Annotated in this window: 11 protein-coding genes; all 11 read right to left on the bottom strand. The window is 68.0% G+C overall.

What is annotated here, in order from left to right; all coding sequences use genetic code 11:
• Positions 1-7 precede the first annotated feature (7 nt).
• The 11 genes from ACIUM1_RS15955 to glf all read right to left on the bottom strand — a co-directional run bounded on the left by ACIUM1_RS15955 (position 8) and on the right by glf (position 19,409).
• Positions 8-1,573, bottom strand: coding sequence for an acyl-CoA carboxylase subunit beta (locus ACIUM1_RS15955; RefSeq protein ID WP_406817701.1), 1,566 nt, complete (start codon positions 1,571-1,573; stop codon positions 8-10).
• A gap of 8 nt (positions 1,574-1,581) precedes the next feature.
• On the bottom strand, positions 1,582-6,948 hold the full coding sequence (gene pks13 / locus ACIUM1_RS15950) for a polyketide synthase Pks13 (RefSeq protein WP_406813626.1): 5,367 nt from the start codon (positions 6,946-6,948) through the stop codon (positions 1,582-1,584).
• A gap of 13 nt (positions 6,949-6,961) precedes the next feature.
• On the bottom strand, positions 6,962-8,860 hold the full coding sequence (gene fadD32, locus ACIUM1_RS15945; RefSeq protein WP_406813625.1) for a long-chain-fatty-acid--AMP ligase FadD32: 1,899 nt from the start codon (positions 8,858-8,860) through the stop codon (positions 6,962-6,964).
• 325 nt (positions 8,861-9,185) lie between these two features.
• Positions 9,186-10,196 (bottom strand): cutinase family protein, encoded by a 1,011-nt coding sequence (locus tag ACIUM1_RS15940; protein WP_406813624.1) that lies wholly within the window; start codon positions 10,194-10,196, stop codon positions 9,186-9,188.
• A 254-nt stretch (positions 10,197-10,450) separates the two neighbouring features.
• Positions 10,451-11,353, bottom strand: coding sequence for an esterase family protein (locus ACIUM1_RS15935; protein ID WP_406817700.1), 903 nt, complete (start codon positions 11,351-11,353; stop codon positions 10,451-10,453).
• A gap of 162 nt (positions 11,354-11,515) precedes the next feature.
• Positions 11,516-12,559, bottom strand: coding sequence for a diacylglycerol acyltransferase/mycolyltransferase Ag85A (gene ag85A / locus ACIUM1_RS15930; RefSeq protein WP_406813623.1), 1,044 nt, complete (start codon positions 12,557-12,559; stop codon positions 11,516-11,518).
• 341 nt (positions 12,560-12,900) lie between these two features.
• The gene (aftB, locus tag ACIUM1_RS15925; protein ID WP_406813622.1) at positions 12,901-14,874 is read right to left on the bottom strand and encodes a terminal beta-(1->2)-arabinofuranosyltransferase; all 1,974 of its coding nucleotides are present in this window, start codon (positions 14,872-14,874) and stop codon (positions 12,901-12,903) included.
• Positions 14,861-15,769 carry a decaprenyl-phosphate phosphoribosyltransferase gene (locus ACIUM1_RS15920; RefSeq protein ID WP_406813621.1) on the bottom strand — a complete coding sequence of 303 codons (909 nt, stop codon included), beginning with the start codon at positions 15,767-15,769 and terminating at the stop codon, positions 14,861-14,863. The genes aftB and ACIUM1_RS15920 overlap by 14 nt, the downstream gene beginning before the upstream one ends.
• Positions 15,762-16,298: a phosphatase PAP2 family protein gene (locus tag ACIUM1_RS15915; RefSeq protein ID WP_406813620.1), complete on the bottom strand. Its 537-nt coding sequence runs from the start codon at positions 16,296-16,298 to the stop codon at positions 15,762-15,764. Before ACIUM1_RS15915 ends, ACIUM1_RS15920 begins: the two co-directional genes overlap by 8 nt.
• Positions 16,291-18,201, bottom strand: coding sequence for a glycosyltransferase (locus ACIUM1_RS15910; protein WP_406813619.1), 1,911 nt, complete (start codon positions 18,199-18,201; stop codon positions 16,291-16,293). The genes ACIUM1_RS15915 and ACIUM1_RS15910 overlap by 8 nt, the downstream gene beginning before the upstream one ends.
• Positions 18,201-19,409 (bottom strand): UDP-galactopyranose mutase, encoded by a 1,209-nt coding sequence (gene glf / locus ACIUM1_RS15905; protein WP_406813618.1) that lies wholly within the window; start codon positions 19,407-19,409, stop codon positions 18,201-18,203. The genes ACIUM1_RS15910 and glf overlap by 1 nt, the downstream gene beginning before the upstream one ends.
• Positions 19,410-19,439: the final 30 nt, after the last annotated feature.

Raw genomic sequence — 19,439 nt, 5'->3', positions numbered from 1 at the left:
GACGAACCTAGACCGGGATCAACCCGTGCTTGCGGGCGGTGCGGAACCACAGCTGCTTTTCCCGCAGCAGCTTCAGCGACTTGCGCAGCAGCAGCCGGGTCTCGTGCGGGTCGATGACCGCGTCGATGAAGCCGCGCTCTGCGGCGGTCCACGGGATCGCCATGTTGAGGTTGTAGCCCTCGATGAAGTCCTTCTTGATCTGCTGCGCCTCGGGCGTGGTGGGGTCGGGGAACCGCTTCATCAGCAGCTGCGCCGCCCCCTCGGCGCCGATCACCGCGATGCGCGCGGTCGGCCAGGCGAAGTTGAAGTCGGCGGTCAACTGCCGCGACCCCATCACGGCGTACGCGCCGCCGTAGGACTTGCGGACCGTGATGGTCACCTTCGGCACGTCGGCCTCGACGACCGAGTACAGGAACCGGCCGCCGCGCTTGATGATGCCGTTCTTCTCCTGCTCGGCGCCCGGCAGGAAGCCGGGCGTGTCCACCACGAAAACGAGTGGGGTGTTGAACGCGTCGCAGAACCGGATGAAGCGCGCCGCCTTGTCGGAGGCCTCGTTGTCGATCGACCCGGACAGGTGCATGGGCTGGTTGGCGATCACGCCGACCGGGCGCCCGTCGACGCGGGCGAACCCGGTGATGATGGCCGGCCCGTGCTGCGCGGCCACCTCGAGGAAGTCGCCGTCGTCGAAGATCCGCAGCAGGATCTCGTGCATGTCGTAGGCCATGTTGTCCGAATCCGGCACGATCGAATCGAGCTCCAGATCGGTCGGGGTCGTCTCGGGCTCCAGGCCGGGGTTGATGATCGGCGGCTCGCTGACGGCGCTCGACGGCAGGAACGACAGGAAGTCGCGCACGTACTGGAACGCCTCGGCCTCGGAGTTCACCACCTGGTGGATGTTGCCGTAGCGGGCCTGCGCGTCGGAGCCACCGAGCTCGTCGAGGGTGACGTCCTCGCCAGTGACCTCGCGGATCACGTCCGGCCCGGTGACGAAGAAGTAGCCCTGATCGCGCACCGAGACCAGCAGGTCGTCCTGGATCGGCGAATACACCGCTCCCCCAGCGCATTTGCCGAAGATCAGGGAGATCTGCGGCACCAGCCCGGACAGCGCCTCGTGGCGGCGGCCCAGTTCGGCGTACCACGCCAGCGAGGTCACGGCATCCTGGATCCGCGCGCCGCCCGAGTCCTGAATGCCGATGATCGGACAGCCGACCATCGCGCACCACTCCATCAGCCGGGCAACCTTGCGGCCGAACATCTCGCCCACCGTGCCCTGGAACACGGTCTGGTCGTGGGAGAACACCCCGACCGGCCGGCCGTCGATCATGCCGTGCCCGGTGACGCACCCGTCGCCGTAGAGCGCGTTCGGGTCGTTCGGCGTCTTGGCCAGCGCGCCGATCTCCAGGAAGGTGCCCGGGTCGACCAGCGCGTGGATGCGGGCGCGGGCGCTGGGGATGCCCTTCTTGTCGCGCTTGGCGACGGCCTTCTCACCGCCGGGCTCTTTAGCCAGTTCCAGGCGGCGGTACAGCTCCGCCAGTTTCTCGGCGGTGGTGTGCTGGATGGGGGCGGGCGCCATCTCCGTCACTACTTGCCTACCTCACTCGTCTGACTGGTTTCGGCCTCCACCTTATGCAGCACGTCGGAGAGGTGAGCACCGACCTTGCCGATGATCGGTTCGTCGATCGCCTGAATGTGCTCGCCACCGATCGGCACCACCTCGAGGTCGGCCACGTACTCACCCCAGCCGCCGTCGGGCTGGCGGATCGCGTATCGCGGCTCGAACTCGATGACGTCGTCGTGGTAGCGATCGGCCATGTAGAGGGTCACGTGGCCGTCGTACGGCTCGATCTGAACGGTTTCGAGGGCGCGGTTGTCCAGGTAGGACGTCCGCTGGTGCTCGACGATGCCGCCCGGGATCTGCACGCCGCTCTGCTGGACGATGTCCAGCACGAACTTGACCTGCCCCTCGTCGTCGAGCTCTTCGAGCTGCTCGTAGGGGATCGCGGGAATCTCCACATTGAAGGTCCGCTCGGCGAACCTCGCGTACCGGTCCCAGCGCTTGCGGGTCTCCTCCTGCGTCTGCGGGATCTCCTCGCCGGCGCGCACCGTGTCGATCATCCCGACGAAGCGCACGTCTTCACCCGCCCGCTTCAAACCGATCGCGCAGGCATAGGCCAGCGCGCCGCCCAGCGACCATCCGGCCAGGATGAACGGCTTGCCCGCGTTCATCTCCAGCAGCTTCGGCACGTACTGGGCGGCCCGTTCCTGAACGGTGCCCTCCACGCGCTCGAACCCGTACATCGGGGTGTCCGCCGGCAATCGTTTCAGCAGCGGCTCGTAGACCACGGTCGAACCGCCGGCCGGGTGGAACACGAACACCGCCGGTTTGGCGCTGCCCTCGGGGCGCGCCCGCAGGGTGCGGACGAAGCCGTCGATCTGCCCGGCCTCCAGGTACTGACGGACCTTCTCCGCCAGCGCCTCGATGGTGTCCGACGTCAGGACGTCCTCGGCGGTGACGGCGCCGTCGGCGCGCTCGGAGAGCCGCTCCGCCATCTTGGCCGCGGTGTCCTCGTCAAGCTTGGGCAGCGGGTTGAAGATGCCGCCCGGCGACTTGCCGGTGACGATCGCCCAGGTGGCGAAGGTGACCCGCTCGGCGGCATCACGCGGCGGCACATCGGAATTCAGCGCCTTGGCCACCGCCTCCTGGCTGAGCGCTCCGGCCAGATCCGGCTTGGCGCCGTTGGTCGCCGCGCCCTTCGGGCCGGACGGATCCGTCGGTGGCGGCGGGATCGCCGCGTCCGACGGCGTTGGTGACGGCTGAGTCTCGGGCTCGGCCTGCGGGTCCGGCGCGGGTGCGGCGGCCGTTGTCGGCGTTGCCCCGCTGAGCAGCTGGGCCTGCTCCTTGGCGATCTCCTCGGGCGTCAACGTCTTCTGGTGCTCGTGCAGCTGCTGGACCTCGTCGCGGTGCTCGATCGCGTACTCGATCAGCTTCTCGATGGCGTAAAGATTGGCGTCGCGCACGGCGGTCAACTGGATGGGCGGCAGGTCGAAGTCGTATTCGACGCGGTTCTTGATCCGCACCGCCATCAGCGAGTCCAGGCCGAGCTCGATCAGCGGCACCTCCCACGGCAGGTCCTCGGGCTCGTAACCCATTGCGGCCGAGACGATCAGGCCCAGCCGCTCGCCGACGGTCTCGCCGGAATCGGGTGTCCATCGGCCCACGCTGGACGGCAGGTAGCGGTTGGTCAGGCTGTCCGACAGCGTCTCGGCGTCGGCCTCCTCGGCCGGCGCCTCGGGCGCCTCAACCGCGGCGGTCGTGGTCGGCGCGGCAATGGCCACCCCGGCGCCCACCGCGGTCGGCAACGCGGCCACACTCTGGCCGGCCCGCGACACCAGCGCGTCGTAGACCAGGGTGAAGGACTCGTCGATGCGGGCGTGCACCTGCACCGAGGCGCCGCCGGGGTGCCGGGTCATCGTGGTGACCAGCCGGGCGCCCGCGCCGGGCACCGCGCGCTGTTCGGAGGCCACCAGTTGGGCATCCGAAAGCACCTGGGCCGCGGCCGATCTCACCAGTGCGGCCAGGTCCGTCTCGCCGTTGCGCGGCGCGTACTCCCAGACGTGGCGCCCGTCCGGCAACGCGACGTGGGTCCCCGGCATGATCACCGAGCCGTCGCCGGAGAAATGCACGTCCAGCCAGTGCTCTTTGCGCTTGAACTTCGTCAGCGGAATGTTCGCGTAATCGTCGGGCCCCTTGGCGCGGCTGAACAGGGTGCGGATGTCCAGGTCGTGGCCGTGCACGTAGAGCTGCGCCATCGCCGAGATCATCGACTCGACATCGTCCTGCTTTTTGGCCAGCGTCGGAATCAGTTGCGCGTCATGAAGACCCGCGGCGGCGGTGGTCAGCCCGATCTGCATCAGCGCCACGGGGTTGGGCGCGAGCTCCAGGAAGGTGGTGTAACCGCTGTCGACGGCGTTGCGCACGCCGTGGGTGAAGTAGACCGAATGCCGCATCCCCTTGACCCAGTAGGCGACATCGTGGATCGGCTCGCCACCGGGCTTGATGTAGCTGCCCTCGTGCACCGTGGAGAAGATGCCGACGGTCGGGCTCAGCGGCTGGATGCCCTGCAGCTCGGCGGCGAACTCACCGAGCAGCGGGTCCATCTGCGACGTGTGGCCAGCCCCCTTGGTCTGCAGCTTGCGGGCGAAGCGGCCCTCGGCCTCGGCACGGGCGACGATCGCGTCGATCTGCTCGGGCGGACCACCGATCACGGACTGGCTGGGCGCGGCGTAGACGCACACCTCCAGGCCCGGGAAGTCGGCGAACACCGTCTTGAGCTCGTCGGCGGAGTACTCGACGAGCGCCATGAACCGGATGTACTCGCCGAACAGCATCGCCTCGCCCTCGCCCATCAGGTGCGAGCGGGACGCGATCACGCGGGCCGCGTCGGCCAGCGACAGGCCGCCGGCGAAGTACGCCGATGCGGGCTCACCGAGCGACTGGCCAATCACCGCGGCGGGTTTGGCGCCGTGGTGTTTGAGCAGCTCGCCGAGCGCGATCTGGATCGCGAAGATGACGACGTTGCTGGTTTCGATGCCGTACTCGTGCGAGTCGTCGAGGATCAGCTCGAGCACCGAGTAACCGCGCTCGTCCTGGATCAGCGCGTCGACCTTCTCGATCCACTCGGCGAAGACCTCGTTGCGCAGATACAGGCTCTTGCCCATCTTGCGGTGCTGGGCACCGAAGCCGGCCATCGCCCACACCGGGCCGCTGGTCACCGGTCCGTCGGTGCTGAACACGTTGGGTCGCTGCTTGCCTTCGGCGATCGCGCGCAGGCCCTTGATGGCCTCTTCGTGGTCGTGGGCCAGCACCACCGCACGCGAGCGGCCGTGGTTGCGCCGCGACAGCGACCGACCGATGGATTCCAGCGACGACGCCTGCCCTTCCGGGCTTTCCATCCAGTCCGCGAGCTCGGCGGCCGCGGCCTTCTTGCGCGACGTCAAAAACGCCGACACCGCGAGCGGGATCAGCGGCTTGGTCGGTTCCGATTCCTCTTGTGCGGCAAGCTCTTCCAGCGCGATCGCCTTGAGGCGCAGCGCCTCGTCGGTGACACCCGGCAGCTCGTAGTCCGGCTCGGCCGCCTCGGAAGGGTCGGGGATGATGTTGCCGAAGTCGTCGAACCGCAGCGAGTGGCTTTCCAGGGTGGGCGCCTCGGCCGCGTCGGCGGCCGGCTCACCGGCCGCGGGCTGCGGTTCGGGTTCGCGCGCGTCTTTTTCTACGACGTCGCGGGGCAGCACCTCGCGCACCACCAGGTGCGCGTTGGCGCCACCGAAGCCGAAACTGGACACCCCGGCCAGTGCGTAGCCGCCGTAGCGCGGCCAATCGCTGGCACTGTCAACGACTTTCAGGCGCATGCCGTCGAAGTCGATGTAGGGACTCGGGCCGGCGAAGTTGATCGACGGCGGCAGCTTGTCGTGCTGCAACGCCAACACCACCTTCGCCAGGCTCGCCGCACCGGCGGCCGACTCCAGGTGTCCCACATTGGTTTTCACCGCGCCCAGCAACGCCGGGCGGTCGGCCGGCCGGCCGCGCCCGACGACCCGGCCCAGCGCCTCGGCCTCGATCGGGTCACCCAGGACGGTGCCGGTGCCGTGCGCCTCGATGTAGTCGACGGTTCGCGGATCGATCCCGGCGTCCTTGTAGGCCCGGCGCAACACCTCGGTTTGGGCGTCCTGGTTGGGGGCGATCAGGCCGTTGGACCGGCCGTCGTGGTTGACCGCGCTGCCGGCGATGACGGCCAGGATCTGGTCGCCGTCGCGGCGGGCGTCGTCAACCCGCTTGAGCACGAACATGCCGCCACCCTCGGAACGGGTGTAGCCGTCGGCGTCCGACGAGAACGACTTGATCCGGCCGTCGGGGGCCAGCACCGCGCCGATCTCGTCGAAACCGAGCGTCACCAACGGGGTCAGCAGCGCGTTGACGCCACCGGCGATCGCCACGTCGCACTCGCCGTTACGCAGCGCCTGCACCGCCTGATGCGTCGCGACCAGCGAACTCGAGCAGGCGGTGTCCAGCGCCACCGACGGGCCGCGGAAGTCGTAGAAGTAGGACACCCGGTTGGCGATGATGGAGCTGGCCGTTCCGGTGATCGCATACGGGTGCGCGACCGTGGGGTCGGACACCGCCAGAAATTGGTAGTCGTTGTTGGAGAAGCCGACGTACACGCCGACGGCCTCGCCGCGCAGGCTCGATGCCGGGATGCGGGCGTGCTCGAGCGCCTCCCAGGTGAGCTCCAGCGCCATCCGCTGCTGCGGGTCGATGTTGTCGGCCTCGGTCTTGGCGACCGCGAAGAACTCGGAGTCGAAGCCCTTGATGTCCTTGAGGTAGCCGCCCCGGGTGCGCGCGGTGCCGACGCGCTGGGCGATGCGCGGTTCCTCGAGGAATTCCGACCAGCGGCCCTCGGGCAGATCGGTGATGGCGTCGCGGCCCTCCATCAGCGCCGCCCAGGTGTCGTCGGGGGAGTTCATGTCGCCGGGCAACCGGGTCGACAGGCCCACGATGGCGATGTCGACGCGCTCGGCCGGGCCGGTGCGGGTCCAGTCGGCGCTGTCGAGCTCCTCGTCGGCCACCTCGGGCTCACCCTCGATGATGCGGGTGGCCAGCGACTCGATGGTCGGGTGCTGGAAGGCCACCGCGACGGACAGGGTGACACCGGTCAGGTCCTCGATGTCGGCGGCCATGGCCACGGCGTCGCGCGACGCCAGGCCCAGCTCGACCATCGGCACCGACTCGTCGATGTCGTCGGGCGATTTCCCGACGGCCCGGCCCACCCAGTTGCGCAGCCACTCGCGCATCTCGGGCACGGTCAAATCGGTCTTCTTGGCGGGTGGCGTGGCGGGCACCTCCCCGTCAGGGCCCGGGGTCTGGTTTTCGGGGTGCTCAGTGTCAGCCATGGTCCTTAGAGATTCAGTCGGTGGAGCTGGCGAAGGCCGTCGGGGAACCGACGCCGCTTCGCAGACTGCCGTCCAGGTAGGCCGCGCGGCAGGCGCGGTGCCCGATCTTGCCGCTGGAGGTACGCGGAATCGAGCCCGCCTGCACCAGCAGCAGGTCGCGGACGGTGACGCCGTGGCGCACGGCGATCGCGGCCCGGATGTCGTCGGCGATGGGCTGGTAGTCCAGCTTGTGCGACCCGGCGGCGCGCTCGGCGACGATCACCAGCTGCTCGGAGGTGTCGTCGGGGTCGTACTTGATGCCGGTGTGCGGGTTGTCGAACACTTCCTTCGGCAGCTGGTTGGCCGGCACCGAGAAGGCGGCGACGTAACCGGTGCGCAGCGCCTTGTTGGCTTCCTGCGCCGAGTACTCGAGGTCCTGCGGGTAGTGGTTGCGGCCGTCGATGATGACCAGGTCCTTGATGCGGCCCGCGATGTAGAGGTGGCCCTCGTGGTAGGTGCCGTAGTCGCCGGTCTTGACCCACATGCCGTCGTCGGGGGCACCCTCGGCGTGCGACTGGCTGATCCGCGACTTGAGGATGTTGCGGAAGACCTCGTTGGTCTCTTCTTCCTTGCCCCAGTAGCCGATGCCCAGGTTGTTGCCGTGCAGCCAGATCTCGCCGATCTGACCGTCCGGCAGCTCGCTGGCGGTCTCCGGGTCGACGATGACGGCCCACTCGTCGACGCCGATGACGCCGGCCGAAACCTGCGGAACGGCCTTCGGCGAATCGGCGGGCACCTCGACGAAGCGCTGCTTGTTCAGCTCGTCGCGGTCGACGTGGATGACGGTGGGGGCCTGGTCCATCGGCGTGGTGGAGACGAACAGCGTCGCCTCGGCCAGGCCGTAGGACGGCTTGATCGCGGTCTCACGCAGACCATAGGGGGCGAACGCCTCGTAGAACTTGCGCATCGACGCCGGGGACACCGGCTCGCTGCCGTTGAGGATCGCCTTGACGTTGCTCAGATCCAGCGGCGGCTCACCCTCTTTGGGCACACCGCGCACCGCGGCGTGCTCGAACGCGAAGTTCGGCGCGACGGTGATGACCTCGCAGTCCGGGGCGTCCTCGGGCTTGCGCGCCATCTCGCGGATCCACCGGCCGGGCCGGCGCACGAAGGCGGCCGGCGTCATGAAGGTGAAGTTGTGGCCGATCACCGGTGACAGCAGCGCGGTGATCAACCCCATGTCGTGGAAGAACGGCAGCCAGGACAGGCCGCGGTCGGCCTCCTTGCCTTCCAGCCCATTGAGCACCTGCAGCACGTTGGTGGGCAGGTTCAGGTGGGTGATCGCCACACCGGTCGGGGTGCGGGTGGAGCCGGAGGTGTACTGCAGGTAGGCGATGGTGTTCTCGTCGGCCTCGGGCGGCTCCCAGGTGGAGGCGACCTCGTTGGGTACCGCGTCGACGGCGATGACGCGGGGGCGCTCCTTGGCCGACCGGGCGCGGATGAACTTGCGGACGCCCTCGGCGGCCTCGGTGGTGGTCAGGATCGTCGACGGGGTGCAGTCGTCGAGCACGGCGTGCAGGCGGCCGACGTGTCCCGGCTCGCTCGGGTCGAACAGCGGCACCGCGATCCGGCCGGCGTACAGCGCGCCGAAGAGCGCGATCAGGTAGTCCAGGTTCTGCGGACAGAGCACGGCGACGCGATCGTCGGGGTGGGTGACTTGCTGCAGCCGGGCGGCCACCGCGCGGTTGCGGGCGCTGAACTCCGACCAGGAGATGTCGCAGGCGACGCCGTCGCGTTCGGTGGAGAAGTCCAGGAAGCGGTAGGCGAGCTTATCGCCGCGAACCCTGGCCCATTTCTCAACGTGCTTGACCAAGTTCGTGTTGTCCGGGAACTTGATTTTTCCATTCACGATGAACGGGTTGTGGTACACCATGCCGCTCTCCTGTCACACCTGTGTTCGGTCGGCTCGGCCGACTCTTTGTTCCTAGGTCGGCTCCGCCGACGGCTTCGTTCTTCAGTCGGCTCGGCCGACGGTACATGTCTACGCGCGCGCCGGACCTCGCACGGCACCCCCTGGGCAACGCGGCGATGTGCCGGCCCCAGCCAGCATCGACCCCGACCCACGTGCGCGACAAAGGTCCGATAGCTCTTAAATTCCTCTTAATGTTACGGGGCTGCCTACGGCAGACCAAATCACAAGGTACCGCTGATCGGCATCGGCGACCGCCACCTGAGGGCTTGTGTCCCACCGTCGGAGATCATCCGTGTTTCGGTTGTGGCGCATTCGCGATCAGACCGTGAGCCCAGTTGAGCGTCCAGTCGGTCGCCGGTTCCCCGTCGATGCTCCAGCACTGCGTCGTCGCGTACAGGGCGTGGACCGGCTGACCGGCACCGCCGGCCAAGGTGTTCAGCGTGGCCGGCAGGTTGGCGATGCTGAACGCCTCCTGCGGGGCGGCGCAGATCAGGTCGCCCGGCGCGCAGATCTCATTGGTCTTGCCGTTGAGGTCGCCAAAGCCGCCGGGACGCGCACCGGTCATGGTCAGCCCCATCCCGGACAGGATGGGCACCTCGTGCAGCGTGACCTCGGCGCCCTGCCCCGGCGGGTTGGGCCCGATGTCGTTGCCCACCCCCATCTGGCGACGACCGTCAGCGATCAATGTCACACCCAACACCAAGTCGTCGTCGACGGGTCCGCGGCCATTGCCGATGTCGCTGGCGATGTCACCCGCGATCACCGCGCCCTGCGAAAAGCCCATCAACACGTAACTGGTCAGCGGGCACTTGGTGTTCATGTCGGTCATCGCCTGCACCGTCGCGCGGGTGCCCTCGGCCCGGCTGGCGTTGTAGGACATCTGCGTGTCGCCGCTGAGCGGGTTGTGGAACTGCGCGGTGTACGGGGTGGTGTAGGCCTGCAGCCGCGACGACGGGAACTGCTGGGTGAGGGTAGCGGTCACTTTGTGCAGCAGCGCGTTGGGAAATTGGATGGGGTTGGCGGGGTCGTCCTGCGCCGCGGACTCCCAGGTGCCGGGAACGTTGACCAGCAGCACGTCGGGGCACGACGCATCCTGAGACGCGGGTCGCGGCTTGTGCGGGTGCGTGGTGGTCGACGGCGGTGGCAGGACTCCGGACGGCACCGCGCTGGGCTCCGATTGGTGCCCGCGCAACAGCGTCACCGCGGCCAGGATGCCCAACAGGACGACGGCGGCGACTGACAGTGCGGCGATCCAGGCGAGGGTGCGTTGCCGTTTACGCCGCGCGCTTGTAGCCATGTTCTCCTGCCAGCAGACTCGGTGGATCGCAGCTGGGCGGTCCTCCCGACCCCTGCTGCGCCTCCTACACGGTACCGGCTCGGGCGCCCGGCTCCGTCGGGCTGGCGATCGGCGCTAGCCCGAAGTCACCGCGCTTGTGATCGGCGCTAGCGGATGGCGCCGACCCACTGCGCCCGGCTTCACCGCGCTTGCGATCGGCGCTAGCGGATGGCGCCGACCCACTGCGCCCGGCTTCACCGCGCTTGCGATCGGCGCTAGCGGATGGCGCCGACGATGTCGCCCGACATCGCGCCGAGCTGCCCCGACCACGAACCCCAGCCGTTGTCGCCGCCGCCGGGGAAATCGAAGTGGCCGTTGTGCCCGCCGTTGCTGCGGTACTGCTGATAGAACTCCCGCGAGCTGCCCATCGCCGCGCCGGCCTGGCCGATCATCGCGGCGTCGTCACCGCCCATGTTGGTCGGGCTGTAGACCCAGACGCGGGTGTTGTTCTGCGCCAGCAGCGAGGCGTGCACGTAGGGGTCGTGCCACTTCCACCGGCCCAGCTGCGGGGCGCCCCACATGCCGTTGCCGTCGACGCCGCCGAACTGCTGGAGGCCGGCCAGTATCGCGCCGTTGTAGTTGGTGCTCGACGGGTAGAGGAACCCGGACAGCGAGCCGGCGAAGCCGAAGCGGTCGGGATGGAAGCAGGCCAGCGCCATCGCGGCATAGCCGCCCTGCGAGGCGCCGACGGCGGCGTGGCCACCGGGCGCCAAGCCCTTGTTGGCGGCCAGCCAGTCGGGCAGCTCGCTGGACAGGAAGGTGTCCCACTGCTTGCTGCCGTCCTGCTCCCAGTTGGTGTACATGCTCCAGGCGCCGCCGGCCGGGGCCACCACCGAGATGCCCTTACCGGCCAGCGTGTTCATCGCGTTACCGGCGGTGACCCAGTTGCTGACGTCGGGGGCCGCGTTGAAGGCGTCGAGCAGGTAGACCGCGTGCGGGCCGCCGGCCATGAAGGCCACCGGAATGTCGCGGCCCATCGCCGCCGACGGAACCATCAGGCTTTCGTAGCCCGCCGCCCTGGCTTTGCCGAGGGTGGCGGCGGTCTGCAGCGTGAAGGCCAACCCGACGGCCAGCACGGCTACGCAGAACACCCGGAAAAGCGCCGACATACCCCGCACGACCGTCATATGCACCCTCCATCGTGTAGTCGCTGCAAGCACATTAGCCAGGGCCGTAGTTCCCCCGCGCGCCGGGTAGTGAAACACGTCACACACGCCGCTAACGACGAGCGGCGGGAACCCCGAAGGGTTCCCGCCGCTGGTCGTAACTGCTTGGCGTGGTTAGGTGCCCTGGCCGTTGCCGGCGTTAGTGGCGGCGGCCGTGGCCGGACCCGCCCCCGGGGTGGCGCCCAGCACCGACTGCAGATCAGGCTTCATCGCCTGCAGCTGCGCGCCCCAGTAGGGCCAGTCGTGGGTGCCGTTGGCGTCGAAGTTCCACACCGCGTTGTGGCCACCGGCCCCGTTGTAGGCCTCCTGGAACTTCAGGTTGCTGGTCCGCACGAAGCCCTCGAGGAACTTCGCGGGCAGGTTGTCACCACCCAGGTCGGACGGCTTGCCGTTACCGCAGTACACCCAGATCCGCGTGTTGTTGGCGACCAGCTTGCCGACCTGCAGCGAGGGGTCGTTGCGCGCCCAGGCCGGGTCGTCCTTCGGACCCCACATGTCGGCGGCCTTGTAGCCACCGGCGTCGCCCATGGCCAGGCCGATCAGCGACGGGCCCATGCCCTGCGACGGGTCCAGCAGCGCCGACAGCGAACCGGCGTAGATGAACTGCTGCGGGTGGTAGGCGGCCAGGATCAGCGCCGACGAACCGGCCATCGACAGGCCGACCACGGCGCTGCCGGTCGACTTGACCTGCTTCTGGCTCTCCAGGTAAGCGGGCAGCTCGCTGGTCAGGAAGGTCTCCCACTTGTAGGTGACGCAGCCGGCCTTCCCGCAGGCGGGCTTGTACCAGTCGGAGTAGAAGCTGGACTGGCCACCGACGGGCATGACCGTCGAGATACCGGACTGGTTGTACCACTCGAACGCCGGGGTGTTGATGTCCCAGCCGTTGAAGTCGTCCTGCGCACGCATACCGTCGAGCAGGTACAACGCGGGCGAGTTCGGGCCACCGCTTTGGAACTGGACCTTGATGTCGCGGCCCATTCCGGCGGACGGCACCTGCAGGTACTCCACCGGCAGACCCGGGCGCGAGAATGCCCCGGCGGTCGCCGAGCCTCCGACGGCGCCAATCAGGCCCGAGAGCAGCGCCGCACCAGCGGCCGCCACGACGAGCCGGCGCGGCATACCCGCCACGGCGCCGCGCAATCTGTCGACAAGCGTCATCCTTGCTTCCTCATCCTTCTTGCAGCCTCGGCGCATTTCACCGACCGGCCACTTTCTTGATTGGTCGAACTACCTGCGCGTTCCCAAATGCGCAGGAGTGCCCGTGTAGTCAACCACACGTTGTGCCATTCGGTCGCATCGAGGCGTGGCCGCCAACCGTCGAGCGGCCCTCGTACCCAGCGCTTTTCAAGTAAAACATGTGTTTAAAAGGTACCGATTTCACATGTGCTTGATGGCCATTGCCACCTGGTGAGAGGCCAAAAGTGATGTTGCTGCCATTTTTTCGTGACCGGCGCAGTGTGATTTGTTCGGCGGGTGCCGAAATTTCTTCTGCGCGACGCTTACTCACGCGGCGGGGGCGGCGCCTCCGGCGGCACCGGCAGCCCACACCGCGCGAGTTCATAGCGCGGCACACGGTCGATCCGGTACCCGGTGAACCGGAAGGAATTCACCAGGTTGGACAGGAATCGGTGCGGGGTCATCGGGGCGCGCACCGAGCTGAGCACCGCCTTGGTATCGGGGCACTGCAGCGCCGAGACGGCCTCCGCGACCCACTGCTGATCCAGATAGCCCGGGATTCCCGGCGGCACCTTCACCCAGGGGCCATCGGCGATCACCCAATCGGGAAAGAGGTTCTTGTCGTGCCCGATGCGGCCGTGCTTGAGCCGTTCGGTGTGTTGCGCAAGCGGATTCGCCAAGCCGATCTGATCGATCACCCTGACGTCGAGCCCGACATTCATGCCCACCATGCCGAGGTTGGTGAAAAACACCGCATGCTGGGGCCGTTGCGGGGATTTGTCGCCCGGCGCCGGCGGGGCCTGCGGCACCAGGTCCCATTGGATGTAATTGCCCGACGGCAGCAGCAGCGCCCCGTCGGGAGTGTTGTTGAGGGCGGTCAAGATGGCCGCCATCCGCGGATACCCCAGGTAGTCCGCGGCGGTCAGCGGATGCGCGTGGCCGGTGGCCTGGGCGTAGAAGCGGCGCTCGTCAACGATCCCGGAGTAGGTGACGTGGGTGGCGTCGTCGCCCATCCCCGGTGAATTCGCCGCCCATAGCGCCCATCCGGCCAGCCCCAGCCACAAGGCGCCGGCCGCGCCGGCGACCCAGTTCCCGGTCTCCCGCGAATAGTCCTGGCCGTCGGGCACGGCGATCGGGATCACGGCGACGGGCGCCAACAGGCAAAACAGCGGGGCAAGCAACACCCGGGCATGCATGAAGTCGCCGCCTTGCCGGATCCAGTACAGGGCCTGCAGCAGTCCGCTGACCATCACCCACGCCACCACCGCGGGCGGGCTGTGCACGGCGCGGGCCAGCCGCCCGTACTTGGGCGCCAGCGCGGGGCGCAGAAACGACGGCCGCCGGCGGGCGGCGAACAGCAGCACGCCCAGCGGCACCAGAAGCACCAGGGGGATCCACACCGCATACGGCGCGTCGAAGTTGAAGAGGTAGATCATGCCCTGGGACCACTTGTCCCCGGCCGCGTCCTTGGCCAGCGCGGTACCGGGCACCAGCAGGCCGTAGTAACCCATCCGGAAGATCTCGTAGCCGACCGGCAGGAAACCCCCGGCCACCACGACCAGCACCCGGCGGCGCCAGGTCCGCGCCGCGACCAGCATCATGATCAGCGCCAGTCCACCCATGAGCGCCAGCTCCGGCCGGACCAGCACGCTGAACCCGGCGACGAACGCCAGGGCGCCGGCGAACACCTTGTTATCCGCGCGGTTGCGCACCGGCTGCGCCCAGCACACCATCATCCACCACAGCAGCCCGAGGTAGGCCAGCGCCAAACCGCTCTCCAGCCCGGACGTGGCGAAGTCACGCGCCGGGGGCAGCGCGATGTACACCAGCGCGCCGGCGGGCAACATGACGGCCTTGCGGCCCCGCAAGCTCGGCGCATACAGCCGCGCGGCACCCAGCATCAGCAGTGCGACACCCACCACCGAGAGCGTCAGCGCGAGCGCGAGCGCCACGTATTCCATCCGCAGCGGGCCGCCGACCCAGCTGCCGACATACATCAGGTAGGTCCAGGCCGTGGAGGTGTTGGCCTCCACCCGTTCACCCTGGTTGAACACCGGTCCGTTGCCGGCGAGCAGATTGCGCACCGTGCGCAGCACGATCAGCCCGTCGTCGGCGATCCACCGCCGCTGCCAACTCCCCCAGCCGAACAGGACGGCGACCACCGCCACGCTGATATAGAGGCTGACCCGCACCATGGTGGTGTACGGAAACACCGGCCAGCCGGGCCGCCTGATCACCGGCCGGCTGCGCATCATGCGCGCTTTGAGAGCCTGCAGTTCGGGGCTAACCGAAGGCAACGGCGGCTCCGACTGTCGCGATCCACGCCAGGAACAACAGCTGCAGCACCCGGTCGCGCAGCGCGATGTCTTCGGGTTCGCCGGCCAGCCCGCCGTCCACGTCGACCGCATAGCGCAGGATGGCGATGGTAAACGGGACCATGGAGACCGCGTACCAGGATCCCGAGTGGTGGCCGCGCTCGAACGCCCACAGGCCGTAGCACATCACCACCGCGGTGGCCGACAGCGTCCACACAAATCGCAGGTACGTGCTGGTGTAGCTCTCCAGCGACTTGCGAATCGCCGCGCCGGTGCGCTCGGCCAACTGCAATTCCGCATAGCGCTTGCCGGCCACCATGAACAGCGACGCGAACGCCGCCGAGAGCAGAAACCATTGTGAGAGCGGGATCTCGGCTGCCACACCGCCCGCGATGGCGCGAAGCAGATACGCCGAGGACACGATGCAAATGTCAAGCACCGCTTGGTGTTTGAGGCCGAAGCAGTACGCCAGCTGCATGCCGAGGTAGACGGCCATCACCAGCGCCAGGTTCGGCGTCACCGTCCATGAAATGCCCAGTGCGGCCACGCCCAGCAGCACCGCAACGACATAGGCCAGCCACGCCGGCACCACGCCCGCCGCGATCGGGCGGAATCGCTTGGTGGGGTGTTCGCGGTCGGCCTCGACATCACGCACATCGTTGATCAGATAGATCGACGACGCCGCCAGGCTGAACACCACGAACGCATACCCAACGTGGCTGAGCATCTGTCCGTAGTCGTACCGGATGCCGCTGCCCAGCCCGGCCACCGGTGCGGCCAGGACCAACACGTTCTTCACCCACTGGCGGGGGCGGATCGCCTTGATCACCCCGCTGACCAGGTTGCCCGGCGGTCGGGTCACGACGTCCTCACTCATCCAGCCACACCTCTCGTGCGCGGCGCGCGATCGCCGCAACGACGGCACCCAGGGCGATGCCGAAGGCCACATCGCTGGGATAGTGCACTCCCAGCAGCATCCGAGACAACGCCATCGGCGGCACCAGGACCGCGGGCAGCGGCAGTCCGGTTGTGTTGCCCATCAGGATGGCCGCGGCGGTGGTCGAAGTGGCATGTGCGGATGGGAAACTCAGTTGGCTGGGGGTGCCGACGTTCACCGCGACGGCGGGGTCGTGCGGTCGCTTGCGGCGCACGATCCGCTTGACGATCACGGCAGCTGCGTGTGCGGCGAACGCCCCCGCCCCGGCCACCAGCCAGTCGAGGCGCCGCTTCGGAAAAAGCACCGCTCCGAGCGCGGCGACGGCCACCCAGCCGAAGCTGTGCTCACCGAAGTGCGACAGTGCGCGCGCCGCGGGCAGCACCCCGGGACGATCGCTCAATGCCGCCTGGACGGCGACCAGCGCGGCCACCTCGCCGCCCGGCGGCTCTGCTGCAGCGGCCTCAGGCATGTTCTGCAGCTGGCTGGGGGCACCGCGCGCTTGCTGGAAGCAACGCCGTCTCCCACTTCTGCTTGCTGGACAACACGGGCAGCGCGTCGCGGTACACCCGCCGCATCTCGTCGAACCGGTTCAGCAGCTGGCGCTGCCCGCGCAGCGATGCGAACAACAGCGAGAACATCTTTCGCCGGTCCCGCTGCCGGTAGACCACGCCGCAGCCGTCGGCCGTGGTGACCGTCACGCCATCGACCGTGCACAGCCGGAACCAGCGCGCGTCCTGGGTCGGCACGTTGAACTCGGGCCGGGTATGGGATTCGGTGTCGGCCTTGGTCATGTTGTGCAGGATGCCGCGGGCCAGCCGGTAGCTGATCGACACCGGGTTCACCGGCGGCTTCATCGCCTTGGTCTTGTGCGACGGCGCCGGCAATTCGCTGGCCGCCGGCAACACCACGGCGTCCGGGTACTCCTTGCGCAGCCGATGCACTTCGGGCAGACCCGATTCCAGGATCGAGAAGATGTGCTCCGGGCCGGCGAGGAAGTCGTCGATGGCCCTGTTCTGAATCGCGACCGTCGAATACTCCAGGCAGGCAAGGTGTTTCAGTGTCGCCTTGAGGTGGCTGCGGACCAGTCCGGTGATGTCGCCGTCCCAGTGCAGTGCCGCCACCACTAACCGGTTGCGCAAGTGGAAGTAGGCCTGCCAGTCGATCGCGTCATCCTTGTCGCTCCAGGCCATGTGCCAGATCGCGGCGCCGGGCAGCGTCACCGTCGGATAGCCGTGCTCGCCGGCGCGCAGACCGTATTCGGCGTCGTCCCACTTGATGAACAGCGGCAGCGGCTGTCCCAGTTCTTCGGCGACCTGGCGCGGGATCATGCACGTCCACCAGCCGTTGAAGTCGACGTCGATGCGCCGGTGCAGCAAAGCGCTCCGATCGTTCTTGTCGTTCAACGGAAATTCGGCGAAGTTGTGGTCGTACTCGGCGTGCGGTGCGGCGGTCCACATGAAGTTCGCCTGGTTGACCACCTCGCCCATGATGTGCAGGTGCGACGGCTCCTGCAGGTTGAGCATCTGCCCGCCGATCAGCGTCGGCGTCTTGGCGAACCGGTTGAGCGCCAGCACCCGCAGGATGGTGTCCGGTTCGATGCGAATGTCGTCGTCCATAAACAGGATCTGTTGGCAGTCGGTGTTTTTCAGCGCCTCGTACATCACCCGGCTGTAGCCGCCGGAGCCGCCGAGGTTGGGCTGGTCGTGGATGGACAGCCGGTCGCCCAGTCCCGCGGCCGCCGCCGCGAAGTCCGGGTGGTCGCGCACCTTGCGCACACCCTGGTCCGGGACGATGACGGCACCAATCACCTTGTCCACCAACGGGTCCGCGGTGAGGTCGGCCAGCGCGTTGACGCAGTCGGCGGGGCGGTTGAACGTGGGGATGCCGACGGCGATGTTGGCGGTTCCCGGGGCGGGCTCGGTGGCGTACCAGCCGCCGCTGATGAGGTGGACCGCGGTGTCGGTGGTGATGTCGAACCAGATCCAGCCGCCGTCCTCGAACGGCTTGAGCGCCACCTCGATCTCGACGATGGCCGGTTGCTCCTCGGTGCCGACGAATTGGCGGCCTTCCACCGAGATCCGCACCCCGGTGGCCTTCGTCCGGTACACGTCGACGCGTCCGGTTCCGGTCAGCTCCACCCGCAGCACCACCGACTGACAGATGGACCAGCGCCGCCAGTAGCTGGCCGGGAACGCGTTGAAGTATGTCGCGAACGACACCTCGGACTCTTTGCCGATCTCCAGCGACGTGCGGCTGGTCGCGTGCGCGCGCCGGGCGTTGGTCGTCGACTCCTCGAGATACAGCTTGCGCACGTCGAGCGGCTCGCCGGGACGCGGCAGGATGATCCGGGACAGCAGGCTCACGGCAGTCATTAGCGCGCGCCTTCCTCTTTGTTCTGGGCTTCCGTCAGGGATGTGCCGTCCCGCAGGTGCGGCGCGAGCACGTTGTCATACATGTTCAAGGCGCTGGCGATGGCCATGTGCATATCCAGGTACTGGTAGGTGCCCAGCCGGCCACCGAACAGCACCTTGGAAGACGCGGTTTCGGCTTTGGCCCGCGCTCGATAGGCGGCCAACAGGGCCCGGTCGGCCTCGGTGTTGATCGGGTAGTAGGGCTCGTCGTCGTCTTCGGCGAAGCGCGAGTACTCCCGCATGATCACGGTCTTGTCGGCCGGATAGTCGCGCTCGGTGTGGAAGTGACGGAACTCGTGGATGCGGGTGTAGGGCACGTCGGGGTCGTTGTAGTTCATCACCGGGGTGCCCTGGAAATCCCCGATGGGCAGCACTTCCAGGTCGAAGTCGAGGGTGCGCCAGCCCAGCCGGCCCTCGGCGTAGTCGAAGTAGCGATCCAGTGGCCCGGTGTAGACGACCGGCGCGTCGGGACTGTCCGCGCGCAACTGGTCGCGCACGTCGAACCAGTCGGTGTCCAGCCTGACCTCGATGCGGTCGTCGGCGGCCATGTTGCGCAGCCAGGCGGTGTAGCCGTCGACCGGCAGGCCCTCGTAGGTGTCGCTGAAGTAACGGTTGTCGAAGGTGTAGCGCACCGGCAGCCGGGTGATGTTGGCGGCCGGCAGCTCCTTGGGGTCGGTCTGCCACTGCTTGGCGGTGTAGCCCTTGACGAAGGCCTCGTAGAGCGGTCGGCCGATCAGCGAGATCGCCTTCTCCTCGAGGTTCTGCGCGTCGGCCGTGTCGATCTCGGCGGCCTGCTCGGCGATGAGCTTGCGGGCCTCGTCCGGGGTGAAGTACTTGCCGAAGAACTGCGACACCAGCCCCAAGCCCATCGGGAACTGGTAGGCCTGCCCGTTGTGCATCGCGAAAACGCGGTGCCGGTAATCGGTGAAGTCGGTGAACTGCCGTACGTAGTCCCAGACCCGCTTGTTGGAGGTGTGGAACAGGTGGGCACCATACTTGTGCACCTCGATGCCGGTGTGCGGCTCGGCCTCTGAGTAGGCGTTGCCACCGATGTGCGGGCGGCGGTCCACGACGAGGACGCGCTTCCCGAGCTGGGTAGCCACGCGCTCGGCAATGGTCAGTCCGAAGAATCCAGAGCCGACGACGAAAAGATCGAAACGAGCGGTCATCGGTTGCTTAGGGTATCCGACCGCGTGGCC

The organism is Mycobacterium sp. M23085 (genome assembly GCF_045343915.1).
In the GTDB taxonomy this organism is placed as follows: domain Bacteria; phylum Actinomycetota; class Actinomycetes; order Mycobacteriales; family Mycobacteriaceae; genus Mycobacterium.
This window is presented reverse-complemented; position numbering and strand designations above follow the sequence as displayed.

Coding starts and splice junctions, on each gene's coding strand:
- glf (WP_406813618.1), bottom strand. CDS start 19,409: ATGACCGCTCGTTTCGATCTTTTCGTCGTCGGCTCTGGATTCTTCGGA.
- ACIUM1_RS15955 (WP_406817701.1), bottom strand. CDS start 1,573: ATGGCGCCCGCCCCCATCCAGCACACCACCGCCGAGAAACTGGCGGAG.
- ag85A (WP_406813623.1), bottom strand. CDS start 12,559: ATGACGCTTGTCGACAGATTGCGCGGCGCCGTGGCGGGTATGCCGCGC.
- ACIUM1_RS15915 (WP_406813620.1), bottom strand. CDS start 16,298: ATGCCTGAGGCCGCTGCAGCAGAGCCGCCGGGCGGCGAGGTGGCCGCG.
- ACIUM1_RS15920 (WP_406813621.1), bottom strand. CDS start 15,769: ATGAGTGAGGACGTCGTGACCCGACCGCCGGGCAACCTGGTCAGCGGG.
- ACIUM1_RS15910 (WP_406813619.1), bottom strand. CDS start 18,201: ATGACTGCCGTGAGCCTGCTGTCCCGGATCATCCTGCCGCGTCCCGGC.
- pks13 (WP_406813626.1), bottom strand. CDS start 6,948: ATGGCTGACACTGAGCACCCCGAAAACCAGACCCCGGGCCCTGACGGG.
- fadD32 (WP_406813625.1), bottom strand. CDS start 8,860: ATGGTGTACCACAACCCGTTCATCGTGAATGGAAAAATCAAGTTCCCG.
- ACIUM1_RS15940 (WP_406813624.1), bottom strand. CDS start 10,196: ATGGCTACAAGCGCGCGGCGTAAACGGCAACGCACCCTCGCCTGGATC.